Source organism: Hadarchaeum sp. (SeqCode), assembly GCF_049969415.1.
Classification (GTDB): domain Archaea; phylum Hadarchaeota; class Hadarchaeia; order Hadarchaeales; family Hadarchaeaceae; genus Hadarchaeum.
This window is the reverse complement of the sequence record NZ_JBMFOX010000021.1, coordinates 1-21,337: the sequence shown is the minus strand read 5'-3', so window position 1 is coordinate 21,337 and position 21,337 is coordinate 1. Positions and strand designations below refer to the sequence as shown.

Sequence of the window (21,337 nt, the reverse complement as noted above, 5' to 3'; positions counted from 1 at the left end):
CAATGAGCAAAAACACCTGCGAGAGCAACTACGATGGAGATGGCACTGGGATTTATCTGTCCTCCTCGTCCTACAACACCCTAGACAACAACACTTGCATGTGGAATTCTTGGGGCATTTACCTAGAGTCCTCGTCCAACAACACCATCTCCAACAACAACTGCTCTTACCAGTGGGGGTACTCCGTGGGCTACGGGATCTACTTGTCCTCGTCCGACTACAATATCTTAGACAGCAACACCTGCGAGAACAACTACTACGGAATCTACATACAAAGATTTGAAAACACGACCATCCGCAAAAACACATGCAGTGGCAGTTCCAGCTACGGCATCTATCTGAACAATTCTTACAGGAACTTCATCGAGAATAACTACATCGACAACAATGCCCACGGAATATATATCGAGGGGAGCACCTCATTTGCGGTCATCCGCTTCAACCGCATCACAAACAACACGGCGGTGGGCTCCGGGATTCACGTTGAGGCTGGAGTTAACAGCACGGGAATAACCGTGAACAATAACAACATCGTCGGCAACTCAACCAAGGCCGGGAACTACGGGATCTACAACGGTGGTGACGGGGAGCTCAACGCCAGGTACAACTGGTGGGGCCACCCCAACGGCCCGGGTGGAGTTGGCCCCGGCACGGGAGACAACGTCAGCGCAAACGTGAGCTACACACCTTGGCTCACCGCGCTCTTTGAGAACACAGTCTCGAAACAGACCTCCAAAACCGTGGCGCAAGGGACCAACGCCGTCAGCCTGCCGGGGGTGGCCGACATCACCTTGGATGCCGCCAAAGCCGGGGAGGTCTCGATAACGGTGATAACGGTGCTCTCCGAAATCGCCTTTCCCGAAAGCCTGCTCCAAGCCGGGTTGTTTGTGGACATCAGCACCTCTGAGAACCTAGCAGAAAACTTACGCCTCATCTTCCACTACACCGATGAAGACGTGGCCGGAATTGATGAAAGCTCGCTGAAGATCTACTGGTGGAGCTCGACGGACAACGCTTGGCACCAGTGCGACAACATCGCCGTGGATACGGTCAACAACACCGTTTCGGGATGGGTCAACCACCTGACGTTGTTTGGCATTTTTGGGAGCTCTGCCTCAACCGCTGCGCCACCCCAGCCCACACCAACGCCAACCCCGACGCCGACTCCTACCCCAACACCGACTCCAACGCCAACCCCGACGCCCACGCCGACACCAACCCCAAAACCAAAACCCACTCCTTCGGTGCCCCAACCCACCCTGGCGCCTGAAGTTCCACCCATACCTGTAGAATTAATCATAATTCCCGGCCTGATTCTTGTCTTCTTGGTGATCGCGATCGGTTTGCTGTTGGAGAGGCTATCCACGAAAATCAGGTGATTTCTTGGACTATCTCCACTGTCCCGTTGTCGGCGTCGACCACCACTTTGTCCCCGGTCTTAATCTTCCCGATGTCAATTTTGTCCACGCAGGGTATCCCGGCTAGGATGACGCCGGTGGCCACGATGGTCTCGGTCTCCTGGTTCACAATGGCCGCGGGGGCCACGCCATTCTTCTTCAGCCCGTAGATGACGTAGGAGCCAACCGTGGAGCCCTTTCCCTGGGGGAAGACCAGAACCCGTCCCTTGACGCACTCGCCCTCGAGCTCATGCCCTTTCTCAATGACGATTCCCGTCTTGGGGTCGACGCCGCCGTAGAAGCTGAGCGGGGACCTTGAAACCAGCGCCGCGCCGCTGGCCTTTCCCGGGCTGATCGTCCTCCCCTTCACACCACCAGCTCCTCGAGCAATTCATCGAGGCTCCTGAAGACCACCTGCTGCTTGCAGAACCCGGGCAGGTAGTTCGCCGCCTTTCCGGAATCAACCCCTATGGTCCTGTAACCCATCCGCTCAATCGGTGACACCACGGTGCAGGTGTCGGCAACCACCCTGCCGCCAGCCCCCTCTATCGCAGCCGTTAGCCCCATTCTGGTCGCCGCTTCCTTGGTCATGCGCGAGGTGCAGATCCAGAGCGGCTTCTTGAGCCTTTTCCCGTCCAGCTTGGCTGCGAGCGTGGCGATCTCCTTGAGCGAGGCGTGCGGGCAACCCAGAATCACGATATCGGGGTCGACCCCGGTGTTCAGCTTTTCGTGGGCCTCCCGGAGCTCCTGTTCACCGACCCCGATTCTCTCCAGACTGGAAACATCCATCAGCTTGGCCTCTGGTGTGATTCCCTCAACGTGGTAGAGCGCCACCGCCCCCGACGCCGCCATCGCCGCCCCGAGCGCCTTGAGCTGGTCCACATCGGCCTCCTTAATCCCCCGGAAATAGGGAACCTTGTCCTTGACTATTTTTCCCACGTAATATCCCAGCGCGCCGAAGTCCGAGGTGCTCCTCAGTTCGGCCTTGACCTCAATCAAGTAGTGGGGCTTTCTGTTTTCGTCGAGGTGTAGTCCGTAGTTGGGCGTGAGGCCGCAGATGGCCGCCGCGAGCGCCGAGGGACCGCCCTCCCGGTTCGTCCGGGCGCCGATGACGGAGTTGGCAAAGGAAACCGCCGAGGACTCGGACCAAGCAAGGTGCTCGCCAAAACGCGGTAAATTTCCGACTAGGTAGGGAGTACAGGTCGCGGTCATCAGGACCCCCATTTTCCTAAAAGCCTCCATGATCCTCAGCTGCTTTTGGGCGAAATCCTCGGGAAAGCCCAGCTCCTTCCAATCAACAAGGTCCATCCCGGGAGGGTTCAGCGTCGTGGGTACCCCTACCCGTGCCCCCTGGGCGGCGATGTCCTCAAGGAACTCGAGGCCAGGGTCACCGATTGACTTGTAGGAAACGCCGGCGACCTGCGCCGAGGCCACAGGAATCATGCGGTCCGCGCCGTAGACCTCACCCAGTCGGACCAGCAACCGAAACATGCGCTCGACGACTTCACCCTTCTCGCCGGCGAGCATGCGCTCCTGTTCCTTCGTCAGATACATGGCATCAGCTAAAAATAGACCCGCCTTGATTTAATCCCTTTTCCCGATGGGACGGGAATTAAATGGAAAATCAAGTGACGCGCTCCTTCAGCCTCTCGAAGAATCCCTTTCTCGTTCTGGCCTTTTTCTCGAAAACCTCCCGTAGCAACGCCTCCCTGTCCTTGGGCAGCCTCTCCGGTATCTCCACGACCACCTTCACCAGCTGGTCACCCCTCTTGCCTGTATGAACGTTAGGCATGCCCTGCCCTCGCATTCGGAACACTGTGTGGCTCTGCGTCCCGGGCGGGATCCGGAGGATGGCCTTTCCGGTTATCGTCGGGACCTCAACCTCCCCGCCAAAGATAGCGGTGCCGAGGTCAATCGTGGTGACACAGAAAAGGTCGCCGTCGTGTCTGTCAAAAATCTCGTGCTCCCTTACCCGAACCACCACGTAAAGATCGCCCGGAGGCCCGCCCCGCTCACCGGGTTCTCCCTCACCTGGAATCCTCAGATACTGACCGTCGCTAACGCCCCTCGGGATCTGAACCTCAATCTTTCTCGTCCTCTTGGTCTTGCCGCTGCCCCGACAGACCTCACAGATCCTTTCCACCACCCTTCCCGTCCCCTGACATCGGGGACAGGTGATTATGTTCACCACCTGGGCAAAGGCGCTCCGCTGTATCCTTCTAATCTCGCCGGTACCACCGCAACTGTTACATTTCCTCAAGTAGCCAGGTTTAGCCCCTGTTCCGTGGCAGGCTGGGCATTCGGAAAAATGAGGGACCTCGATGGTAGTCCTCAGGCCGTGGAAGGCCTCCTCGAGCGAGATCTCGACCTCGACGCTTAAATCCCGGCCTTCCCGGGCCCGCTCGCCCCGCTCAAAGCCGGTGAAAACGTCGAAGATGTCCCCGAAGCCCAAATCCCTGAAGAGCTCGTCGAAGCTGGGCCACCTGAAGCCGATGAAGTCCTCGGGCCTGAATGCGGCGTGGCCAAACTGGTCGTACTGGGCCCGCTTCTGGGGGTCGCTCAGTACCTGAAACGCCTCGTTAATCTCCTTGAACTTCTCCTCGGCCTCCTTGTTTCCAGGATTGACATCCGGATGGTACTTTCTAGCCAGCTGGCGAAATGCCCTCTTTATCTCCTCGGGGCTGGCATCCCGGCTCACCCCAAGGATTTCGTAGTAGTCCTTTTTGGTCATGTTAATCTAAAAGGAGATTATTCCTCTACCTTGAAGTCGGCATCGATCACTTTTTCCTTGTCCTTCTTACCCCCGCCGCCCTCTGTTTTCTCCGCTCCCGCCTTCTGCTTCGCCTGCTCCTCGGCATATCGACGCGCGGCCTCCTGATAGATAGTGGCACCGGCCTCCTGCAGAGCCTTCTGCAGCTTATCCATCTCTACCCTGATTTTGCCCACGTCCTTGCCCTCCAGCGCCGCTTTTAGCGACTTCAGCGACGACTCAACTTTTTCCTTCTGTTCCTGGCTCAGCTTTTCCCCGAGCTCGGAAAGGGTCTTCTCCGTGGTGTAAATTAAGGCATCGGCGTTGTTCCTGAGCTCAATCTCTTCCCTCTTCCTCCGGTCCTCCTCCTCGTGCTCCTTGGCCTCCTTGATCATCCGCTCGATCTCCTTGTCAGAGAGTTTGGTTGAGGCGGTGATCGTTATCTTCTGTTCCTTTCCGGTGCCGAGGTCCTTCGCCGAGACATGCAGAATTCCAGAGGCGTCGATGTCGAAGGTCACCTCGATCTGGGGTATCCCTCTTGGAGCAGGCGGAATTCCCGTCAAGTTGAACTTGCCCAAGCTAGTGTTGTCCGCAGCCATCGTCCTCTCTCCCTGGAGCACGTGGATGGTCACGGCCGTCTGAAAATCTGCGACCGTGGTAAAGATCTGGCTTTTCCTTACGGGTATCGTGGTGTTTCGCGGGATAATCGGGGTCATCACGCCTCCTAGCGTCTCAATCCCGAGCGTGAGTGGCGTGACGTCGAGTAGAACAATGTCCTTGATTTCCCCGGCTAGAATTGCACCTTGAATTGCAGCTCCCATGGCGACGCACTCCATGGGATCTAACCCTCTCACCAGTTTCTTGCCGATTTTCTCCTCGACAAACCTCTGCACGCAGGGCATCCGCGTGGGCCCGCCGACCAGAATCACCTTGTCGATATCATCCTTGGTCAGCTTAGCATCAGCAAGCGCCTGTTCAATCGGTCCAATACATCGGTTGATTATGGGCTCTACCAGCTGCTCCAGCTTGGCCCTGGTCAGCTTCAGGGAGAGGTGCTTGGGCCCGTCTTTATCCGCGGTGATATAGGGGAGGTTAATCTCGGTCTCCAAGACTGTGGAGAGTTCAATCTTTGCCTTCTCCGCCGCCTCCCTGATTCGCTGCATCGCTGTCTTGTCATTTCTAAGGTCGATGCCCTCCTGCTCCTTGAACCGCTCCACAATCCAGTCGATGATGGCGTTGTCCATATCGGTCCCACCGAGCTGGGTGTCCCCCGCAGTCGACAACACGGTGAAGGTTCCCTCGCCAAACTCCATGATGGTGACGTCGAGGGTACCGCCGCCGAAGTCGAAGACCAAGATCTTGTGCTCACCCTCCTTGTCCAATCCATAGGCCATCGCTGCAGCCGTAGGCTCGTTGACCAGCCGCACCACCTCTAATCCCGCGATGGTGCCGGCATCTTTGGTGGCCGTTCGCTGGTTGTCGTTGAAGTAAGCTGGGACGGTTATCACTGCCTTTTTGACCTCCTCCCCAAGGAATGCCTCGGCGTCACGCTTAATCTTCTGCAGGATAAACGCCGAAATCTGTTGAGGGGTGTATTCCTTGCCATAAATTTTGTACTTATAATCAGTCCCCATCTTTCTCTTGACACCGATAATCGTTCCCTCAGGGTTGGAAACCGCCTGTCTCCTCGCGGGCTCGCCAACTAACAGCTGCCCGTCTTTGGTGAAGGCCACCACTGAGGGGAACATCTTTCCGGCCACGGTTGGCCCCTCCGCAGAGGGGATGATGGTAGGTTTACCTCCGATCACGACCGCGGCCTGACTGTTCGAGGTGCCGAGATCTATCCCGATAATCTTCTCCTTGGCCATAAAATCATCCCTCCCCTGATTTTACCGCGACCTTCACTTTCGAATGTCGAATGACCTTGGATTTAAGCATATAACCCTTCTGCAGCTCCTCGAGAACCGTCCCCTCCTCCTGATCCGATTTTTCTCGCAAAACTGCCTCATGATAGTAGGGGTCGAACTTCTTTCCCAAGGCTTCGATCGGTCTCAAACCGCGCTGTTCCAAGATCTTAAAAAAGTTTTTATACAACATTCGCAGCCCTTCCTTGTCTTTACCCTCTTTCATCGATCCCAAGGCCCTCTCGAAATCATCCAGCACGACCAGCAAATCCTTGATCAAACCTTCGTTAGCCAGCTCTATGATTTGCTCCCTTTCCCGGTCCAGACTCTTCCGGTAGTTCTCAAAATCGGCCTGCAGATATTTCAGCTGGTTCAGCCTTTCTTCAGCTAGCTTGGCCTTCTCCTCCATCTCCCGCTGCAGCTCGATCAGCTTTTCCTGCAGCTTTTGTGTCTCCGGTTCCACCTTTACCTCCGCCGCCATCCCCACCACCTCAGAAAACCGGCTCGCAAGCAGCATTTCAAGAATTTAAATCCTGCAACCCGATAATCCTTTAACTTTTAAGATAACGGTTTTTTAAATTTTATCGTTTCATTCCAGATAATCCTCAAACTTCAATTTCAGCGGGGGCTCCGGCTTGAAGAAACCCTTCTGACCCTCACCCCAGGGAATTGTCAAATCAAAGCCCATTTTTGTGGTCATCCTCGTCTTCATGTCTGAGGATGGGTCAAGCGATGATCCGGGCTCACGTTTCATAATGATGTCCCGGTCCCCTTGGAACCTCGTGGCCATCGCCCACTCAACCTCATGCGGGTTATGAACATCGATGTCCTCGTCGACCACCCAGACATGCTTTAACGACTTGTGTCCTCGGAAGGCCGCCTCAATCGCTTTTTTACCGTCATCGGGGTGCTTCTTCTTTATGCTGACCACGGCGTGCAGCCAAGAGCATCCCGCCGGGGTGATGTAAACGTCTTTGCACTCGCAGACGCTGTTGACCTCGCGAAAAATCGTCGGCTCGCGCGGCATCCCCATCAGCGTCTTGTGCTCCAATCCTCCGGGGAGCAGGGCATGGTAAACGGCCCCCTCTCTGACAAACATCCTCTTGATTCGGGCCACCGGCTGCTTTCTCACTATGTCCGGGATTTCCGTGAGGTCGACAAACGGCCCCTCGTCGTGTTCCTCTCCCGTCATCTCGGCAATCATCACTATTTCCGCCTCCGGAACCAGATGTCCGTTCAGCTCAATCAGATTGGTCTCGCCCAGAGCGTTGGCGATGCTCAACTCGCTTTTCCCAAGCTCCACCGAGACCGCGGCTGCAACCAAAACCGGGATGGAATTGCCGATGCAGATAGCGAACTCCTTGTTACCGCGCTTGAGATAGGCATCAAAATCACGCGGCAGTATCCTAACCACCACTCGATCTCTCCCGATTACCATCATCCGGTGGAAGGAGGCGTTCAACCCGAGTTCAGGGTCCCGCGCGATCACCACGGCCGAGGAGAGGTAGGGTCCACCATCAAACGGGTAGTGCCAAAGTATTGGAAATTGGGTGAGGTCGGCGGTAACCTCATGATAGTCATCGGCCGAGACCACCCGGGGCTCTCGAGGGTTATCGATTGCCCACGCTAGTTTAGAGATTATTTCCTCCGGTCTGATGCCAAGACCCAGGGCCACCAACTCGCGCGTGGAGCAGAGGTTGGCCACCACCGGCATGGAAAATCCCTTAACGTTCTCGAACAGCAGAGGCCTATCATTCTTGAGCCGGATTAAGGTGGAGATCTCATACTTCGTGTCTACGGGGCGCCTGATCCTCGTAAGCAAGCCCTTTTCGTCGAGCAGTTTGAGGAAACTGCGCAAATCCACAACATCACCCGATCCTAGTCACAAGGGCTTCAAAACCCTCCCTTCTTATCGCCCGAGCCACCCTCTCCTGTAGTTCCCTGCCCGGGGTGAGCGCCACCATGTTGCCCCCCAGACCGCCACCAGTCATCTTTGCCCCGTAGGCGCCATTTTCTCTGGCCAGCTCGACGAGAAAGTCCAGCTCCTTGCAGGAAACCTCTATCGCCTGGAGGAGCTCGTGGTTTCGGTTCATAAGTATCCCGACCGTCCTTAAATCGTAGTCGACCAGCGCTTTCCTAGCGATGTAGGCGAGCTCCTCCGCCTCCTTGAAAATCCGTTCATACTTGGCCGGGTTTTTCTGCCGGCGCTCTCTGACGCCAGCCACAGCCGCCTCAGTATTGGCAACCAGACCGGTATTGGCCATCACGATCTCCACCGGGCGCCTGATGGAAATCCGTTCAATTGGCTTTCCACGGACGAACCAAAGCAACCCTCCGTAGGTGGCGGCGGTATTGTCCACCCCAGAGGGATTGCCGTGATAGGCCTTCTCCCCCTCATAGGCAATCTGGTTAATCTGGTCATCGGTCAATGAGAGGTTGAACTCCTCGGAAAGTGCCCGGGCTATGGCCACGCAGGAGGCCGCACTGGCCCCGATTCCGCTAGCCGCCACGAGGTCGCCCTCCAATGTGATCTTGATTGAGGTCCGGGAGAGATCGACCCCAACAGCTCTGATTATCCGCTCAATCGAGTCCCGCTGCTGTTCCAGCTTCTCCTCCTTGTATCCAGGCGTGGCCGGTCTGCGGTCATCAAGGACCCACCCCGAGCCTTCCTCCCTTTCAACCCTGGCCACTGTGGCCTTCTCGATGGCGGAGACGATGGAGGGTATTCCGTAGACCACAAAGTGTTCATTGATGAGGATTACTTTTCCGTAGCCTTTTCCTTCTCCCATCCGCCCACCTCACCGCGACAGGGCTTTTCTTATGCTTTTCAGCTCCTTCAGTATCTCGGCCCCAACGTCCGCTTGGGGTTTGGGTGTCCCAAACAGCGGTCGGCTCCTAACGTGTTTTAAGATGGCCTCTCTGATCTCTAAAAAGTTGGTCACTCCCCAGATCGAAGCTTCTGCTCCGCGGTGCCCAGGTCCAGAAGTCCCGCCTGCAGGCCCGGTATATCCGGCGGTGTATATCTGCACAGATCCGATTCCAAACCTACGCGACAAGGGGCCCTGGATAACATCTATCGACATCACCCGCGCATAGGGGACCGTATGCTTCATCTTCCACCACACACCCCGCTCGACTAATACTTCCTCAGAGGTCAGCGTGTAGGTGATGGAGTCATAGTACTTCCGAATCCAGTACGCAACGAAGGCAACGATGGCCACCACGAGTGCCAACGGTATCATCAGATATGGCCAGCTGCCGGGCCATATCTCAGGGGCATAGGTCATAGCGGCATAAAGGACAAACAGGCAGGCGGCCAACGGCACCGCGGCCGCAAGCGCCAGATAGCTGTAGTAGAGCTTCTTCAGGTTCGGGTGCGGATGGAATTTTTTGCTTATCTCCAAGTTCAATCCCCCTTCTATCTTCACCGGGTAGGTATTTAACTTTCAAGAAAATATCGAATATGATTCAAATGAAGATTATATCTACCAGCGCCGGGAGCTACCCTCGCATCGGCGACAGCTTGGAACAACAGCGGCACCGCCAGGCCTACGCCCAGCTGGAGCGTGGCGAGATCACCTTGGAGGAATTCGAACGCGTCCAAGATGAAGTCACGCGGGATGTCATCGAGGAACAGATTAGGGCCGGACTGGACATCGTCACCGATGGCCAGGTAAGATGGTATGACCCAATCTCACACATAGCGAGATCAGTGAAGGGCTGCAAGATAAACGGCCTCCTCAGGTTCTTCGACACCAACTTTTACTTCCGACAGCCGGTAATCGAGAACAGGCTCTCGCGCGCCGGGCCAACAATCCTGAAGGAGTTCTCCTTTGCCAAAAAGTTCTCCAAAAAACCGGTGAAGCCGGTGCTTACCGGTCCTTACACGCTGGCCAAGCTTTCCATTGACCATGGCGGTTTCGGCCTGCAAAGGATAGTTAAAGACTTTGCCGAGATAATCGCCGATGAGGTGAAAGATTTGGAACAGGAGGGTGCCGAAATAATCCAGCTGGATGAGCCCGCGATTCTGAAACACCCAGAGGAATTTGACCTGTTCTCCGAAGCAATCGAAACCGTCTCTGCGGAGAAGGGGCGGTCCCATCTAGCGCTCTACACCTACTTCGGCGACGCGGCCCCCCTCTATGAAAAAATGCTGGAGCTACCCGTGGACGCAGTCGGGCTGGATTTCACCTACAGCCCCACGCTACCACAACTAATTGAGAGGCTAGGATGCGACAAGGATATCGGGCTGGGACTGATCGACGGAAGGAACACCAAGCTCGAAAGACCTGAGGAAATACTAGAGAAGCTGCAAAGAATTATCTCAGCTCTGCATGGTGAAAACATCTATCTGAACACCTCCTGTGGCTTGGGCGACTATCTCCCTCGAGACATCGCGTTCAAAAAACTTCAGATTGTGGCCACAGTTGCCGAAAGAGCTAGGAGGATGTTCTGATGCCCGAAAAACTGAAAAGGCTCGGGATCAACCTGCCGCTTCTGCCGACCACTTCGGTGGGGAGCCTGCCCAAGCCGCCCTACATCCTCGAAGCCAGACAGAAATTCTCGGCGAAAAAAATCGGGGCAGCCGAGCTAAAGGCGCTGGAGGAAAAGGCGACGAAGGAGTGGATAACAACACAGGAGGAGCTGGGCATTGATGTCCTCGTCGATGGAGAGATGTACCGCGGGGATATGGCCGCCTTTTTTGCTGAAAACCTGGAGGGATTCAGAACTAGCGGTCTTGTCCGCAGCTATGGCAACCGCTACTACCGAAAGCCCATCATCGCCGGAGAAATCAGGTGGAGGGGACCAATCACTGTAGAATGGTGGAAATTTGCCCAGCGCCTGACGAAAAAACCACTAAAGGGAATGATCACGGGACCATACACCATGATGGACTGGTCATTCAACGAGTATTATCCGTCCCGGAGAGACGCCTGCCTAGCGCTGGCCAAGGCCCTTCATGAAGAGGTCAATGCCCTTTCCAAGGCCGGAGCTAAAATCATCCAAATCGATGAACCGGCGATATCGGCGCGGCCCGAGGAGCTTTCCGAGTTCGCCGTTGAGGCCCTGCGCATCGTCACCAGCGGGATTGACGCCTACTTTATCTGCCACATCTGTTACGGTGCTTTCGAGTTCATTTATCCCGAGATGCTGCAGCTGCCGGTGGACAACTTCGACCTAGAGATGTCCAACTCCGAACTTGACCTCGTCGAACTCTTCCGCGTCCATCCTTTCACCAAAGACCTCTCCTTCGGCGTGGTTGATGTCCACTCCCATGAGGTGGAAACTGTGGAAACCATCGAGAGGAGGATCAGGAAAGCCCTCGAAGTTCTCCGGCCCGAACAGCTTTGGGTAGATCCTGACTGCGGTCTGAAGACTCGCGCCAGGGAGGAAGCCGTGGGCAAATTAAAGAACATGGTCGAAGCCGTGAGGAGAGTAAGGGCCGGTCTTGGAGGGAGGTAAAACGAGACGGGCGGCGGCGGGGCTGTTCATCCTCGCTCTGGCGTTTGCCGTTGTTGCGCTCTCGTTCGCCAGCATCCATCCGCTGACCCAGCCCACACTATCCCCGACGGAGGAAGAATCCAAGATATTTTACTACTTTGAAAACACGACCTTCCGGATTGATGGCTCTGGTGATGCAAAAGCAAACTGGATCATGGAAATGCCGGCGTCTGAGTTCACCGATTTAAACGTGCTATCGTTTACGGGCGGGACGATTGGCGGTACCCCGGTTCATGGGACTGGCCGGGAGAACGCCCGGCAGATGTACGTCGCCGAACTGAAGGGGTCCTATGCTACCTTCGGCCAAGAGATTGAGGTCACCAATTGTGATCTCGTCAGCTTGGAGGTCGGTAACGATTTACAGATTAAGGCAGAATGGACGGTACGTCAACTGGCCCACTGGGAGGATGGGGTTTGGAAAGTCGTTGTCGAGCCCGTTGACTTAGAAACGTACACGAGCAACACTTTGAACCAGATAAAGGATCTTCAGGGCAACCTCTCACTCCTCTCCAAAAACTTTTCTGGTACCTGTCAGCTTAACCTCACCTCGACAATGACCTACATCTTACCCAACGGAGCTGAGATCACCAACTCCGGAGAGCTGAATTTCGAATACAGCATCGACTTTGGAGGCGGAACCAGGGAAACCTGCACCGTCCGCGTGGTCAATGCCGGCGGGATTCAGGCAGTGGTAATGGAAGATCTGATTACCATCACCTCCAAACCGATTTCAATCTCAACTGCGGAATTCCTGGAAAACACCAGATTCATCACCATTGAGTACGCAGGCGTGCCTCCGCCAGTCGACTTTGTCGACTCCGTGGCCGGGGTGGCCGTCAACCTCAAGTTTGGCAGAGAAAAAAGTGTTTATACCGTGGTCCTAGATGGGGTCGAGGTTAACCTCACACCCTACCAACTTCTTTACTACTCGGCGCTGCAGCTGCTCAGAATTCAAGAAAACGACGCCCGCCCCTTGCTCCAGAGCGGACACCCGCTCGCCGTGGCAAGCCCCAAAGCCGAACGGGGGAGCTGGGGAACTTTCCTGCAAACCTTTAACTTGGATGACCTGACGGCTCTGGCCAGAGACGTCTGCGGCCAAATAGAGGCAACCAGGACTGTGCCCGAGAGCCTGGAAATCCCCATCGGCAGAATAAGACCAAAGGACGCGCTGTACACCTTCTTGAAGGCCCTTTCTTATTACCAGGAGCAGAAAACACTGCCCAGCCAGCTGAAGTTTCTCCCCGTGCCCAGCGGAAACCTAGAAAAAAGCGGGTTTGAAGTTCCCGCCCATCTCGCCTATTTCACGCTGGGAGAAAAGTACGTCGTTACTGGGACTGACCGAGTGAAACAGATAATCACGGAGCTAAAGCAGACTGAGACCACCGACCGAGACTTCGCGGAAAATGCCTGCAGCTGGGTCTACGGCAACATCACCTATCCCAGTCCGCTGGTCCTAGGCTGGTTCACCTCCGAGGAAGTGCTGGAGATGAAATCTGGAAAGTGCTTGGACAAGGCCAATCTTTACCTAGCCATCGCCCGCACCGCCGGGCTCCCCGCTAGGCGCGTTTCAGGTTTTCTAATCTTCGACCAAGTTGGGCCGCCCTTCACGGACATCGCCGGTGTGACTCCGGATGGGAAATACCTCGTCGGACATGCTTGGACGGAGGTCTACATATTTGGGGAAGGCTGGCGGTTCGCTGATTCCACTGCGGGTTACTTTGACCGCCCAGAATATGCGGATAAAATTTATTCCCGAATTGAGGAGACTTGGCCCGAGGTGCTGGCCCAATACGAAACGGTTTACGGTGATCTGTTCTGAAAGGCGATTAAAATGAAACTGGTAAACAAGATTGACCGGGAGGCCTTGGAGTTTATCCTCAACGTCTCACGCTCCAGCCACCCCAGGGAGTTCGCCGGGATACTGCGGGCAAAGGGAGATGTGATTCGGGAGATTCTGGTGCTGCCCGGAACGCTCTCCTCGGAGGAATCTGCGGTCCTCCGCCTTCACATGATGCCAATCGACCCAGGCGCCTGCGGCACCGTGCACAGCCACCCCTCGCCATCGCCCGTGCCGTCCGAGGACGATCTTCTCCTGTTCGCAAAGTTCGGCCGCGTCCACATCGTCGTCGCCTTCCCCTATAATGAGAGGTCGTGGCGGGCCTACAACCACCGCGGGGAGAGGGTGGATTTGGAAGTGGTGGGGTGAAAGCAATGCGCTGGCGGACTTGGAAGCCCTGGTACCAAAAGATTGCCAAAAGGCTCGAGCTGGATGAGCAGACTGACGTTGCGGCCGCCAAGCTGCTGGACAGCTTGCTGCCCGAACCGAACCTAAAGGCGCTGGCAAAAATAATCAGGAGCAAGGAATGCATCGTCTTCGGAGCGGGGCCGTCGCTTGAGGTGGATTTGAAAGGGTTGGAAAAGGAAGGTTACCTAAAAAAAGTCCTAATTTCGGCTGACGGGGCCACCTCTGCAGTTATCCATTATCGGAACCCGGAGGTCATCGTCACCGACCTAGATGGTGCGGTTGTGGACCAGCTGAGGGCCTGGAGAAAAGGCAGCTGGCTGGTGGTTCACGGCCACGGGGATAACATGGACCGGCTGCGCAAATATGTACCAAAACTCTCGGAACGGGTTGTGGGCACCACCCAGACGAAGCCCTTCGGGAAGCTCTTCAACTTCGGCGGGTTCACGGACGGTGACCGGTCCGTTTTCCTGGCCCACGAGCTGGGGGCGAAAAAAATCTACCTCGCCGGCATGGACCTCGGCACCGAGATTGGAAAGTACTCGGGCAGAAAAAACAGGGCGCACAAGCTGCTCAAGCTGGAGATCTGCAGGGAGCTGCTGGGCTGGCTTTCCTCAGAGCTCGGGGCAAACATTGTCAACCTAACTCATAATGGCGAGCCGATACCTCATGTTTCTAAAGGAAAGGTAGAATAATCTTCTCCACTGTTTTAATATTTTAAATTAACGCCCTCAGCGCAGCAGCTTGCGCGTGAACTCCAGAAGGTCCCTGACAACAAAATCCCCGGTGTGCTTTCCCTCACGGTCGAGAAAGAAGGCCCTTATTCCTGCCTCCCGAGGCGCCAAGTAGTCAAAAATATAGTTGTCACCGATGTGGACCACCTCATCCGCCGAGGCACCTATCTGGGCCAGGACCTTTAGGTAAAAATCCCCGGTCTTCTTCACCAAGCCGAAGTCCGAGGTTGCGGAAAAAACCCGGTCGAAGTATTTCTCCAGACCCGACTCCTTGACCTCGACCTCGGCCAGCTCCCTGACGCCATTCGTGATTATGATGAGCTTGAACCTGCCGTGAAGCCGCTCCAGCGCCTCACGGGCGTCGGGATAGAGCCTGACCTTGGGCCGGCACTCCTCGATTAAATCACTCCAGTGGCCCTCAAAGCCGAACTCCTTCCACCAGTAACCGATGTTGTACCACGCCAAGTTGTCCATGCCCACCTCATTGTACCTTCTCCTGATTTCCCGAAGCGCCTCCGGGAAGCTCAAGCCCCAGCGCTTGGAATACAGACGGGCCATGCAATCAAACCAGAAGGCGTCGGCAAACGTCCAGTCTACTAAGGTTCCGTCCAGGTCAAGGGATACGATCCTCACCATGTTATCAGCTCTTATCCATTTGGGTTGGGTCATTTTATTTTTATCTTAGACTAATTCTAAAGGGATAACCCGCGGGTGAAATTATGGAAAAAAATGACAGGTTCATCCAAGTCAACGGTGAAATCCTGCCCTATTCCGTCGAGCGACGAAGGGTCAGAAATCCGCGGCTGGAATTCAGAGCCGAGGGGCTGGTGGTCGTCCTTCCGGTTGGTTGGGGCGACGAAACCCACTTATTGAAGGAGAAAATCGGTTGGATCTCAAAGAAACACGCCCAGATAAAGGCCGCCTTCGAGAGACTGGACAAACGGGCCGCCGGAGGCAATGCAGTGCCTATCTTTGGAGAACTCTTCGAAATAAGGCGGGGGACGTCTTTGCTCTTCGATCCAGCTAGGAGGATAATAGAACTCAATCCCGACGACACCAATCAGAAAAAGAGACTGGCCGCCATGCTCAAGAAAATGCTCGCCGAGGAGTTGCACCAGGCGGTAACCTACTACTGCCAAAGATTTGGGGTGAACTTCAAGAGGATTTGTATCAAAAGACACAGGAGCAAGTGGGGTAGCTGTTCCTTCCGCGGCAACCTGAACTTCAACCTCCGCCTCGTCCACCTGCCCAGGGAACTGGTCTGGTATCTGGCCTGCCATGAGGTAGCTCACCTGCGGGAAAGGGGGCACGGAAAAAGATTCTGGTCATTGGTCGGTAGTGAGTTCAACAACTACCGGGAGATTGAGAAAAAACTCTTTGAATACTGGTTCTTAGCGCAGGAATGTTTAAATTCCATTTTCTCTTCAGACTGGGCAAATTTTTAAATGGACGATTATGGTCTGCCCAGATAAAATCTCGCTCCCTGAACGAGGCTCCAAACGGCAAAACAGAGGGCCGATGATAGCTCCGGAATCGCCACGGCGGTCCAGTGTTGGGTCCAAGGAAGGGTCCCCACCACCCCGAGCAAAACTGTCAGCACGCCCCAAAATTTAGAACCCGAGCGATATATGCCTACGCCAAGGATCCAGAAGGAAATCGGCACCAGCAGGAAAAAGGCCACGGAGAAGTAAAAGTGGATTCGCCCGGCCGCCTCGGAGAATATCCCGATGCCGATGAGGGAAATTGTGCCCAGCAAGAAAACCAGCGCGCCCACCCGCCGAATCTTATCTTGGTAGGTTGAAAACATTACCACAGCGGCCACGGTGGCCAACAACCCTCCCAGCACCAAGCCCGAGTTAAAGACCAGAGCCGCTTCACCCACTCCCAGATCGCTGAGGGCGTTCCCTGTCCAAGTAAACCAAGGCGAAAGCGATATCGCGATGAAGATGAACGAAAGTGCCACTATCGGTGCCGCGATTCCGCAAACCCCGGCGAGCCTCAAACGCCTGTGCTCAGGTGTCATACTGGTCTTGAGCCTCAAAGCCGGTGTCGTCCTCAGACTCCAGCGGTTCCTCTTCAGCCCGCTCTTCAGCGCCCTCGGCCTGTTCCTGCTCCGCCTGCTCCTCGGATTTCTCTTCCTCGGTTTTCTCCTCCGTCTTCTGCGGAACGAGTTCCATGTACAGCTTCTTAAGCTCCTCCTCCTTCTCCTTCAGGGCTTTTTTCGACGGCTTGGGTAGGCTTAGGCTCACCCCGGCCTGCGAGAGCTCGCGCTTATATCTTGCCAGCTTTGCGGAACGGGCCAGTTGCCTGGCCTTTACGGCCATCTTGCCGGTCTTACGGGTCAAACTTTCACCGCCTTTTACTAACACTCCCCCTATTTTAACCTTGATGCGTCTCTGGAACCAACCAATACTCGGCCTCCTTCCTTATGTCGCGCAGGAACTGGCTGAACCCGTCATAGCTCAAATAGTAAACTGTCTTCCCTCCCGCTTTTCTCGTGGCAATCATCCCGGTCTCCCGCAGTGGTTTCATCAATACATAAAAGTGCTTACGGCCCCCAGGCGTTTTCAGATCCAGCCCTAGCACCGCCGCCAGCTCGTCGATGCTCTTCGCACCCTCCCGCAACGACCGCATCACCTTCAACGCCTCCGGCTTCAACGACGAGCTCTTGGGGTGGTTCCCGTAGGCTAAGTCCAACAGCCTCTCTGCTCCTCCTCTCTCTTCCACATTATCACCCATCCTAAGTAATTTTCACTTCATTAATGAGTAACTTCAATATTTAAACCTTATGGTAAGTAATTTTAGCACTCTTCAACAGTAATTTTGTTTTACACCCGCCGATTTTTCCTGTTTTTGGGTTACCTTATACAAGGTAAACAGCCGACTTCATGGGGATCCTTTGGCCAAAACCGCGCTCTCCAAGGAGGTCCAGCTTTTGGGTCGTTACTCTATATGAATCATTTTCCACTCCGTTAATCCATCCTCAACCAGGAGGATAGCCGAAAACCTCCGCCAGCGTCTCGTCTACCTTTTTTAAAACTTTTTTTGAAAAAATAGCCACGTTTTGTGAACTATTTTCACTTAATTCGGTTAATTTTTGTTTTAATTTGTTCAATTGCTTTGATATGCTCTCTTTATTCATTTGTTCCCTGAGTTTACCCTTGATTTCAATTTCATAAATTTTAAAAAGCTCATTTTCTAAACTTCCTATCTTCAATAGATCAGCCAAATTTATAATTGTCTTGGCCACTTCCTCACCCAATTCGGTCAATTTCACCAGCTTAATTCTCCCTGATTCCATAAATGAGACCAAATTTAGCTTTTTCATCTTTTTTAATACGTTAAAAGTATGTGCATATGTAGCATTAACTTCTTTAGCTATTATTGTAGTATAAATCTGTTTATTTTCTTTTTTTAGGCAAACAAGTATCTTAGCTGGCTTTTCTTGTAAAAAAAGCCCGTATATTTCCTCTTCTTTTTTTAGCGCGTTCAAATTTATCCCGCATTTATATAAAAAATTATATCTATTTAAACTTATCTATAATAAAAAATATAAATCAAAAAATATATTAAGAAGAGGAAAGTGGATAATTTTGAAAAATTTTAAAAAGTTTGAAAGAAAATTTAAAAAAAATTAGAGCGAAAATTGTGAAGAGCAAGCCTATACCAAGGGTTAGGGCCAAAAAAAGGACCTAAATCCATCAAAAAAGCGTGAGTGTTCCCAACGCGGGTTGAGTTGCTGTTATGATCGATGTGCCGAAGAAAGCTAGGCTATGTTTTCGCCCCAGAAGGTTGAAAAAGGTTCAAAACGATAACCAATGGGGTTGAAACAACGCTCGAGACGTTCTTCAGCGCTGCCCTCTACGTCTTTTCAATCGTGGTGGCCGGAACTCTGATCAGAGTAATTACTCACCAGATTAAGTCGCTAAGATTTCTGAAACCCGTTGCTGACAAAGGGTTTAGCCTCCTAAACACATTGGCCATCTGGGTCATGCTGCCCGCAGTGGTCTTCGTCTCGATCTCCCGCTACAGCATGGTAGAACTGGCCATGATGGGAAACGCCTTTGTCTTGGCCTTTTTCGGAATGGGTGTTTGTTTCGTTTCTTCGGTGGCGGTTTCTAGAATCTCAGGAGACGACAGAAAGACCATGGTTGCCATCGTTTTAAACTCGGCATTTCAAAATGTCACCTTTCTCGGTTTTCCCATCATCTACGCATTTTTTGACGTCAGGGGCCTCAACGGGCTGGGTCCGGCTGCCCTTTATGCTGTCGGCATCTCAGTCCCCCACTTAATCTTGGGAGTAATGCTGGCATCAACTGCGGTGAGGAAAAAGATCAGCGTAGGTACCGTGGTCGAAAATGTCATCACTTTCCCCGCTGCCTTCGCCTTAATCATCGCCCTACTTTTCGTCGCCTTTAGCGCCCCGCTGCCAACAGTCGCCCGAGCATTTTTTGACACCTACCTCACTAAGCCGTTCTTCGCCCTCATGCTGCTGCTCGTGGGATATCAGATGCCAGTCGTTAGCCCGAGAAAATATGTGAAGGACATCACCATGGTCTCGCTGCTGAGGTTCATCGTCTGCCCGCTGGTGACCTATGGCCTAATCATGGCGTTGGGGCTGAGCCTACATACCGACATCACACCGCGACCATCAATGATCCTAGCGATAATGCCGCCGGGGTTTTTTAACATGATGCTGGCCTGGAACTACAAACTAGACCTGAAGATGTACAGCGCGATTATCTTCTACACAACCTTGCTGTCGCTCTTCATCGTGCTGCCGCTAACGTACATGTTTATTTTTTAACCAAAGCTCCAGCTTCCTCGAAATCAATCCGATCATGAATAAGCGAGATTAAAACATCGGGAAGTTGACCGATGCTGACTCTAATCTGTTTAGTGGAATCCCTATCCCTCACAGTAACCGTATCATCCTCCAGCGTCTGGTGGTCAATCGTCACGCAATAAGGCGTGCCGATCTCATCTGCACGAGCGTAACGCCGACCAATCGAGCCCGAGTCGTCATATTCTGCCAGCAAACCCTTCCCCCTTAAAAGATTCTGCACCTCTATCGCCTTTTCCGGCAGCCCATCGCGTTTGAGCAGCGGGAGGACTCCGACTTCAACCGGGGCCAACCACTTTTTCAGCTTCAGGTACTTCCGATCACCTTCTTCGACAAAGGCGTGCTCCAGGACGCAGTAGAGTGGCCTATCAATGCCATAGGAAGGTTCAACCACATGGCAGAGAATTTTTCTACCGCTTTCACCAACCGTCATCGTCAAGTCCTCGCCGCTGTACTTCATGTGACGCGAGAGGTCATAATCGGTGCGGTTAGCAATGCCAGCAACTTCCACCCAGCCAAAACGCTCCGTGAAAACCTCGGCGTCCCAAGTCTCGCTGGAGTAATGCGCCCTCTGCCAAGGCTTTTGTTCTCGGAATCGGATGTGTTCGTAAGGTATGCCCAATTCCACAAGGAACCTTTTCGTCAGCGCGGCGTAGTAGGCAATCAGCTCGTTATGAATATAGTTTCTTTCCACCGCCTCCCGGGCGGTGACCTCCATTATTTTCTCCTCACCCTTAATCTGGTCCTCAGCTCGCCACAACCGGATCCTCTCTTCGGCAAGACAGGAGAAGTTGGGATGGTGTGGATTTTCCGGGTCAAAGAAAACCTCTGCCTCTGCCATCGTGAACTCGCGCAGCCGGATTATCCCTTGGCGCGGCGAGATCTCGTTCCGATATCCCTTACCAATCTGAATCACCCCGAAGGGCAGACGGCCGCGGGCATGGCGCTGCAGTCTCTTGAAATCGATGAAAATTCCCTGCGCGGTTTCCGGCCGCAGATAACCCACTCTCTGGCTGCCGGGACCAATTGTCGTACGAAACATCGCGTTGAAGAGGAAGACCTTACCCAGCTCTCCGCCGCAATCGGGACACCTGATGCGGTTCTGGGCAAAGAACTCGTCCATCTCGGCCTCCTTCATGCCTTCGACATCTTTACCAGTATCCTCACGAGCAACATCGACCGCCTTGAAAGAGTTTCCACACTTTTTACACTCCACCATCGCGTCGACGAAATGGTTGACATGCCCGCTCGCCTTCAGCACCTCCTCGGGCAAGACGCTTGGAGAATCTATTTCAAAGAAGTTCTCACCGATCAGGTAGAACTCGCGCCATTTCTGAATGATCTTGTTTTTCAGCACCGAACCTAGCGGACCAAAGTCATAGAACCCGCCCACCCCGCCGTAGATCTCAAACGAGGGCCAGATAAAGCCCCGCCTGCGGGCCAGCTCCATCATCTCCTCTGATTTGTCCCTCAATTCAAGCACCAAAAGTTCGAGAATCCATCACTCCGCCAGCGCCCGGAGTAGATCAACATCCCGCACGATGCCCACTAGCTTCCCCTCGGATGAGACCACCGGCGTCTGCTCGACCCGGTTCTGTTTCATCAGCTGAGCCACCCGGCTAATCGGCGTCTTTCGGGTGATGGTGACCAGTTCCTTGGTCATGATATCCTTTACCAGCTTGTCGGGTATCTTCAACATGCTCTTAGTGATGTAGACCCGGTCCTCGCTATCCCAGGTCCAACTGTCACCCTCGCTCCGTCCCGACATCTGACTTACCTTGGATCCAACTTCAATGTCGCTGACCTTGATGATATCGGAATCGTCGATTATTCCCACCATGACCCCGTTTTCATTTATCACGGGCAGCCCGCGGAAGCCGGCCAAGTCCATTATTTCAATTGCCGCCTTAATGGGTGTGCCCTCCCAGACGACAAACACGTGCTTTCGCATGAGATCAGAGGCCGG

General features: G+C 54.0%; 23 protein-coding genes. 8 read left to right on the top strand and 15 right to left on the bottom strand.

Annotated features, from left to right (window positions below; all coding sequences use genetic code 11):
* The coding region (locus ACP5PX_RS05585) for a right-handed parallel beta-helix repeat-containing protein (protein WP_428084809.1) at nucleotides 1–1,379 on the top strand (1,379 nt) is incomplete at its 5' end.
* Here ACP5PX_RS05585 and ACP5PX_RS05580 read toward each other — a convergent pair.
* From ACP5PX_RS05580 to ACP5PX_RS05545, 8 genes are all read right to left on the bottom strand, one after another.
* Nucleotides 1,372–1,767, bottom strand: a complete 396-nt coding sequence (locus tag ACP5PX_RS05580; RefSeq protein ID WP_428084807.1) for a DUF126 domain-containing protein — start codon at nucleotides 1,765–1,767, stop codon at nucleotides 1,372–1,374. The genes ACP5PX_RS05585 and ACP5PX_RS05580 overlap by 8 nt on opposite strands.
* The gene (locus tag ACP5PX_RS05575) at nucleotides 1,764–2,951 is read right to left on the bottom strand and encodes an aconitase X (protein ID WP_428084805.1); all 1,188 of its coding nucleotides are present in this window, start codon (nucleotides 2,949–2,951) and stop codon (nucleotides 1,764–1,766) included. The genes ACP5PX_RS05580 and ACP5PX_RS05575 overlap by 4 nt, the downstream gene beginning before the upstream one ends.
* A gap of 70 nt (nucleotides 2,952–3,021) precedes the next feature.
* Entirely contained in the window at nucleotides 3,022–4,128 is a 1,107-nt protein-coding gene (dnaJ, locus tag ACP5PX_RS05570) for a molecular chaperone DnaJ (protein WP_428084803.1), read from the bottom strand.
* A 17-nt stretch (nucleotides 4,129–4,145) separates the two neighbouring features.
* A complete protein-coding gene (gene dnaK / locus ACP5PX_RS05565; protein ID WP_428084801.1) occupies nucleotides 4,146–6,014 on the bottom strand; it encodes a molecular chaperone DnaK in 1,869 nt (622 codons plus the stop codon).
* Nucleotides 6,015–6,018: 4 nt separating this feature from the next.
* The gene (locus ACP5PX_RS05560; RefSeq protein ID WP_428084799.1) at nucleotides 6,019–6,531 is read right to left on the bottom strand and encodes a nucleotide exchange factor GrpE; all 513 of its coding nucleotides are present in this window, start codon (nucleotides 6,529–6,531) and stop codon (nucleotides 6,019–6,021) included.
* 108 nt (nucleotides 6,532–6,639) lie between these two features.
* Nucleotides 6,640–7,914, bottom strand: a complete 1,275-nt coding sequence (locus ACP5PX_RS05555; RefSeq protein ID WP_428084797.1) for a UbiD family decarboxylase — start codon at nucleotides 7,912–7,914, stop codon at nucleotides 6,640–6,642.
* Nucleotides 7,915–7,918: 4 nt separating this feature from the next.
* Nucleotides 7,919–8,839 carry a mevalonate kinase gene (gene mvk / locus ACP5PX_RS05550; protein ID WP_428084795.1) on the bottom strand — a complete coding sequence of 307 codons (921 nt, stop codon included), beginning with the start codon at nucleotides 8,837–8,839 and terminating at the stop codon, nucleotides 7,919–7,921.
* A 9-nt stretch (nucleotides 8,840–8,848) separates the two neighbouring features.
* Nucleotides 8,849–9,454 carry a PH domain-containing protein gene (locus ACP5PX_RS05545; RefSeq protein WP_428084793.1) on the bottom strand — a complete coding sequence of 202 codons (606 nt, stop codon included), beginning with the start codon at nucleotides 9,452–9,454 and terminating at the stop codon, nucleotides 8,849–8,851.
* Between the two features lie 68 nt (nucleotides 9,455–9,522).
* Between ACP5PX_RS05545 and ACP5PX_RS05540 the strand changes: the two genes are divergently transcribed.
* The 5 genes from ACP5PX_RS05540 to ACP5PX_RS05520 are packed head-to-tail and all read left to right on the top strand — an operon-like array spanning nucleotide 9,523 to nucleotide 14,489.
* A complete protein-coding gene (locus ACP5PX_RS05540) occupies nucleotides 9,523–10,506 on the top strand; it encodes a hypothetical protein (protein ID WP_428084791.1) in 984 nt (327 codons plus the stop codon).
* Entirely contained in the window at nucleotides 10,506–11,513 is a 1,008-nt protein-coding gene (locus ACP5PX_RS05535) for a methionine synthase (RefSeq protein ID WP_428084789.1), read from the top strand. The genes ACP5PX_RS05540 and ACP5PX_RS05535 overlap by 1 nt, the downstream gene beginning before the upstream one ends.
* Nucleotides 11,500–13,371 carry a transglutaminase-like domain-containing protein gene (locus ACP5PX_RS05530; RefSeq protein ID WP_428084787.1) on the top strand — a complete coding sequence of 624 codons (1,872 nt, stop codon included), beginning with the start codon at nucleotides 11,500–11,502 and terminating at the stop codon, nucleotides 13,369–13,371. The genes ACP5PX_RS05535 and ACP5PX_RS05530 overlap by 14 nt, the downstream gene beginning before the upstream one ends.
* 12 nt (nucleotides 13,372–13,383) lie before the next feature.
* Nucleotides 13,384–13,758 (top strand): Mov34/MPN/PAD-1 family protein, encoded by a 375-nt coding sequence (locus tag ACP5PX_RS05525; protein ID WP_428084785.1) that lies wholly within the window; start codon nucleotides 13,384–13,386, stop codon nucleotides 13,756–13,758.
* A 5-nt stretch (nucleotides 13,759–13,763) separates the two neighbouring features.
* Nucleotides 13,764–14,489, top strand: coding sequence for a 6-hydroxymethylpterin diphosphokinase MptE-like protein (locus ACP5PX_RS05520; RefSeq protein WP_428084783.1), 726 nt, complete (start codon nucleotides 13,764–13,766; stop codon nucleotides 14,487–14,489).
* 36 nt (nucleotides 14,490–14,525) lie between these two features.
* Here the strand turns inward: ACP5PX_RS05520 and ACP5PX_RS05515 are convergent, their stop codons facing one another.
* Nucleotides 14,526–15,164 carry an HAD family hydrolase gene (locus ACP5PX_RS05515; RefSeq protein ID WP_428084781.1) on the bottom strand — a complete coding sequence of 213 codons (639 nt, stop codon included), beginning with the start codon at nucleotides 15,162–15,164 and terminating at the stop codon, nucleotides 14,526–14,528.
* Nucleotides 15,165–15,247: 83 nt separating this feature from the next.
* Here ACP5PX_RS05515 and ACP5PX_RS05510 point away from each other — a divergent pair, with 83 nt between their 5' ends.
* Nucleotides 15,248–15,973 (top strand): M48 family metallopeptidase, encoded by a 726-nt coding sequence (locus ACP5PX_RS05510; protein ID WP_428084779.1) that lies wholly within the window; start codon nucleotides 15,248–15,250, stop codon nucleotides 15,971–15,973.
* 8 nt (nucleotides 15,974–15,981) lie between these two features.
* Here the strand turns inward: ACP5PX_RS05510 and ACP5PX_RS05505 are convergent, their stop codons facing one another.
* From ACP5PX_RS05505 to ACP5PX_RS05490, 4 genes are all read right to left on the bottom strand, one after another.
* Entirely contained in the window at nucleotides 15,982–16,551 is a 570-nt protein-coding gene (locus tag ACP5PX_RS05505) for a DUF998 domain-containing protein (RefSeq protein WP_428084777.1), read from the bottom strand.
* Complete coding sequence (locus ACP5PX_RS05500; protein ID WP_428084775.1) at nucleotides 16,541–16,873, bottom strand: hypothetical protein; 333 nt, start codon at nucleotides 16,871–16,873, stop codon at nucleotides 16,541–16,543. Before ACP5PX_RS05500 ends, ACP5PX_RS05505 begins: the two co-directional genes overlap by 11 nt.
* A gap of 34 nt (nucleotides 16,874–16,907) precedes the next feature.
* Nucleotides 16,908–17,255: a helix-turn-helix domain-containing protein gene (locus ACP5PX_RS05495; RefSeq protein ID WP_428084773.1), complete on the bottom strand. Its 348-nt coding sequence runs from the start codon at nucleotides 17,253–17,255 to the stop codon at nucleotides 16,908–16,910.
* A gap of 256 nt (nucleotides 17,256–17,511) precedes the next feature.
* Entirely contained in the window at nucleotides 17,512–18,021 is a 510-nt protein-coding gene (locus ACP5PX_RS05490; protein WP_428084771.1) for a hypothetical protein, read from the bottom strand.
* A gap of 387 nt (nucleotides 18,022–18,408) precedes the next feature.
* Between ACP5PX_RS05490 and ACP5PX_RS05485 the strand changes: the two genes are divergently transcribed.
* Nucleotides 18,409–19,335, top strand: a complete 927-nt coding sequence (locus ACP5PX_RS05485; RefSeq protein ID WP_428084769.1) for an AEC family transporter — start codon at nucleotides 18,409–18,411, stop codon at nucleotides 19,333–19,335.
* Here the strand turns inward: ACP5PX_RS05485 and glyS are convergent.
* The gene (gene glyS, locus ACP5PX_RS05480) at nucleotides 19,325–20,824 is read right to left on the bottom strand and encodes a glycine--tRNA ligase (protein WP_428084811.1); all 1,500 of its coding nucleotides are present in this window, start codon (nucleotides 20,822–20,824) and stop codon (nucleotides 19,325–19,327) included. The two genes, ACP5PX_RS05485 and glyS, sit on opposite strands and share 11 nt — an antisense overlap.
* Before the next feature lie 48 nt (nucleotides 20,825–20,872).
* The coding region (locus ACP5PX_RS05475; RefSeq protein WP_428084767.1) for a CBS domain-containing protein at nucleotides 20,873–21,337 on the bottom strand (465 nt) is incomplete at its 5' end.

Coding starts and splice junctions, on each gene's coding strand:
- ACP5PX_RS05575 (WP_428084805.1), bottom strand. CDS start 2,951: ATGTATCTGACGAAGGAACAGGAGCGCATGCTCGCCGGCGAGAAGGGT.
- dnaJ (WP_428084803.1), bottom strand. CDS start 4,128: ATGACCAAAAAGGACTACTACGAAATCCTTGGGGTGAGCCGGGATGCC.
- dnaK (WP_428084801.1), bottom strand. CDS start 6,014: ATGGCCAAGGAGAAGATTATCGGGATAGATCTCGGCACCTCGAACAGT.
- ACP5PX_RS05560 (WP_428084799.1), bottom strand. CDS start 6,531: ATGGCGGCGGAGGTAAAGGTGGAACCGGAGACACAAAAGCTGCAGGAA.
- mvk (WP_428084795.1), bottom strand. CDS start 8,839: ATGGGAGAAGGAAAAGGCTACGGAAAAGTAATCCTCATCAATGAACAC.
- ACP5PX_RS05540 (WP_428084791.1), top strand. CDS start 9,523: ATGAAGATTATATCTACCAGCGCCGGGAGCTACCCTCGCATCGGCGAC.
- ACP5PX_RS05535 (WP_428084789.1), top strand. CDS start 10,506: ATGCCCGAAAAACTGAAAAGGCTCGGGATCAACCTGCCGCTTCTGCCG.
- ACP5PX_RS05525 (WP_428084785.1), top strand. CDS start 13,384: ATGAAACTGGTAAACAAGATTGACCGGGAGGCCTTGGAGTTTATCCTC.
- ACP5PX_RS05520 (WP_428084783.1), top strand. CDS start 13,764: ATGCGCTGGCGGACTTGGAAGCCCTGGTACCAAAAGATTGCCAAAAGG.
- ACP5PX_RS05515 (WP_428084781.1), bottom strand. CDS start 15,164: ATGGTGAGGATCGTATCCCTTGACCTGGACGGAACCTTAGTAGACTGG.
- ACP5PX_RS05510 (WP_428084779.1), top strand. CDS start 15,248: ATGGAAAAAAATGACAGGTTCATCCAAGTCAACGGTGAAATCCTGCCC.
- ACP5PX_RS05505 (WP_428084777.1), bottom strand. CDS start 16,551: ATGACACCTGAGCACAGGCGTTTGAGGCTCGCCGGGGTTTGCGGAATC.
- glyS (WP_428084811.1), bottom strand. CDS start 20,824: ATGATGGAGCTGGCCCGCAGGCGGGGCTTTATCTGGCCCTCGTTTGAG.